Source organism: Deltaproteobacteria bacterium (assembly GCA_011375175.1).
GTDB lineage: Bacteria > Desulfobacterota > GWC2-55-46 > GWC2-55-46 > DRME01 > DRME01.
In genome coordinates this window covers 1-2,757 of sequence record DRME01000133.1, presented here as the reverse complement: position 1 = coordinate 2,757, position 2,757 = coordinate 1, and the positions used below count along the sequence as shown (strand labels likewise).

Below are 2,757 nucleotides of genomic sequence, written 5' to 3'. Positions count from 1 at the left end.
GTTTTGCCTGGCAAAACAGGGGGAAACCAACTCGTATTGAAAGTCTTTGAAGGGGGTCTGGGGGAAACTTTCTACAGAAAGTTTCCCCCAGGGTAATTAATCAGAATTTCCCTGTGTTGAGGTCGAGCACGATGGCCGTGAGTATGGCGGTTCCGCCCCAGACGTTGGCGACGAAGCCTTTCATGGCGGCCTCGCGCGTGGGTTTTTTCTTTATCTTCGCCGTGGTCGACAGGAAGAAGGCGAGCGAGGCGGCCACGCCGGTCATGTATATCCATCCGGCGCCGTGGAGCGCTCCGGCGGCGGCGAGCAGGAGCGCCATGGCCCAGTAGAAGGCCGAGACGGCCTCGAAGACCCGCTCTCCGAAGAGTATGGCCGTGCTTTTGACGCCGATCTTCAGGTCGTCCTCCCTGTCCATGAGAGCGTAGATCGTGTCGTATGCCAGCGACCAGCAGACGTTGGCCAGGAATATGAGCACCGGCACCGCTGCAATGGAGCCGCGCACGGCCGTCCAGGCCATGACGGCCCCCCATCCGAAGGCCATGCCCAGCACGGCCTGCGGGGCGCGGCTTACCCGTTTTGCGAGGGGGTAGAGGGAGGCGAGCGCCAGGGCCGCGACCGAAAGGAGCACGGTGAGCCTGTTCAGGGTAAGCACCAGTGCGAAGGCCAGCAGCGACAGGACGACGAAGACCGCCGCTGCCTCTCCCACGGTGAGTTCGCCGCTTGCAAGCGGCCGCGTCCTGGTCCGCTCCACGTGGCGGTCGAAGTTGCGGTCGGCGATGTCGTTTATGGCGCAGCCCGCACTGCGCATAAGAAACGATCCGACCGTGAAGACCAAGAGATGCTTGAGCGAGGGCCTGCCCTCCGAGGCCATCACGAGGCCCCAGAGCGTGGGAAGAAGGAGCAGCGCCGTGCCGTACTGCTTGTCGATCCTTATGAGCCCGCCTATGGCCGAGAGTTTTTTCAGGGCCGGCGTCGTGGCGTTCATCGACTCAGTGCGCCGTCGGCTCCGGCCCGCTCGGCCGCCAGGTCGTCGAGCTGGGCCATGAGCGCCGGGCTGAATATCTCGGTCAGCGCCGCCTTTATGATCCATCCGCCCTCGGGCCGGCCGTTTACGAGCCTGTAGCGCTTGGCCTCGAAGACGGCGGTCCCGTCCAGGCCGAGCTCCCTTGCAGCCTTGGGGCACATGACGCGCCCTACCTCTATCCTGTCCTTGGCCACCGGCGTGTTCCTCGCCGAGAGGACCCTGCCTATGGGCTCGGCGCCCTGGCGCAGCGCCTCGAGAAGCTCCGGCTCCGTGCAGCGCAGCGGTATGACCGAGTGGGCGTAGACGAGCCTGCGGCCCTCGACCGTGAGCCACACCTCGCGCTCCAGCGACTCGGCGCCGGGTGTCACGTCGAGGTAGCGCGCCAGCGCGGCGTCGAGCGTGCAGGGGCCGTTGTGCTTGAGCTCCACGCGGACCGGGGCGCTGAAGAGCGTTTCGAGGTGGAGCGTGAGCGAGCCGTCGGAGAGGAGCAGGAGCCTCTGATTGGGACCGAGTCCGGCGGGCTCGCAGGGCGGATGACCGTCCGCGAACTCCCGCCACGGCTCGACAAGGGTGTAACTCAACATCATAACAGGGGAAAAATATCACATGACCGGCGCGGGGTCAATGGGGAAAGCGACCCGCGCCGCCCCTCTTCTCCGCCGAAGGGCGGCGGAGAAGAGGGGGCGCAGGGCATTGAATGCGTGGGGGAGAAGCAGCGTGAGGGAACCTCACGGGGATAGGGCTCCCCAGGCGGCCGGCGGCAAAAGAGAGTTTGTTTTCTCCGAAGGGCGGGGTGGGAATCGATTCAGCGGGCCCCCTCTTTCTTTATCTCCTCTTCGGCCGACTCGGAGGCCTTGCTGAAGGTGTCTATGCTGTACTTGATGGCGGCGACGGCCGACTTGTTGTAGCCCCTGAGGATCTTGAGCAGCTTGCCCACGTAGATTATCTCGTCGGGCGTGAGGGCTGCGCACTCGGTTATCTTGGCCAGTCCCTCGGCGGTCGTCTTGCCGTAGCTGCCCGCCTCCTCGGCCGCGTAGGCCGCACCGCCGGTCTTCGATGACGCCAGGTTGCTCTTGTACATCTCGCCCTCTCCCGTAAGGAGCCAGTCCACGGAGAGGCCGAACATGTCGGCGAACTTGAGGACGAGGTCCGCCGGGATCTCGCCGCGCTTCTTGTAGTTTGAGAGGGCCTGAGGCGTTATGCCCAGTGTCCTTGCTATGGCCGAGTCGTTCTTGAGTTTGGCCGCCTTCCTCATCCTGTCGATAAGTGATATGTAGCTTACTCCCATGTGCCCGTCCTTGATGTGGTTGCGTAGTTGTATTTTCCCGGGTGTCCGGCGTCTAAGCGAGCAATGCTTGAAAAAGAAGAATTCGGAGTCTTCTTTACCGAACGGCTGCGACCTGCCGCCGGGCTTCAAATACCGTGCTTATACGGCCGCATCTGATCTTTCCCGGTGTGCAGCCCTTGTGACGGTGATCGGTGTCTTTCCGGCAGAGCCGTCGGCAGACCCGTAAGGCGAGTCTTCACGTGGGGCCGGTTGCACGGAATTTGTGCAACATTCCGGTCGAGAGCGCGCTGATGACCCTTGAAAGATTCGGCAAAGACTGCAACTGCAGACCTGGAAAAAGAGTCGAAAGTCGCCGAGCGAATTCCATAATGTCAAAATTGGAAATATTATAATGCTTTCACAATCCCCTGTCAATATGTTATTATAAACTTTTGGAAACTCTGAT

3 protein-coding genes are annotated in these 2,757 nt (G+C 62.0%); all 3 read right to left on the bottom strand.

The window, feature by feature from the left end; all coding sequences use genetic code 11:
• Positions 1-100 precede the first annotated feature (100 nt).
• The 3 genes from ENJ37_10520 to ENJ37_10510 all read right to left on the bottom strand — a co-directional run bounded on the left by ENJ37_10520 (position 101) and on the right by ENJ37_10510 (position 2,312).
• Positions 101-985: a 4-hydroxybenzoate octaprenyltransferase gene (locus tag ENJ37_10520; protein ID HHL40928.1), complete on the bottom strand. Its 885-nt coding sequence runs from the start codon at positions 983-985 to the stop codon at positions 101-103.
• Entirely contained in the window at positions 982-1,611 is a 630-nt protein-coding gene (locus ENJ37_10515; GenBank protein HHL40927.1) for a chorismate lyase, read from the bottom strand. The genes ENJ37_10520 and ENJ37_10515 overlap by 4 nt, the downstream gene beginning before the upstream one ends.
• A gap of 218 nt (positions 1,612-1,829) precedes the next feature.
• Positions 1,830-2,312 carry a helix-turn-helix domain-containing protein gene (locus tag ENJ37_10510; protein ID HHL40926.1) on the bottom strand — a complete coding sequence of 161 codons (483 nt, stop codon included), beginning with the start codon at positions 2,310-2,312 and terminating at the stop codon, positions 1,830-1,832.
• Positions 2,313-2,757: the final 445 nt, after the last annotated feature.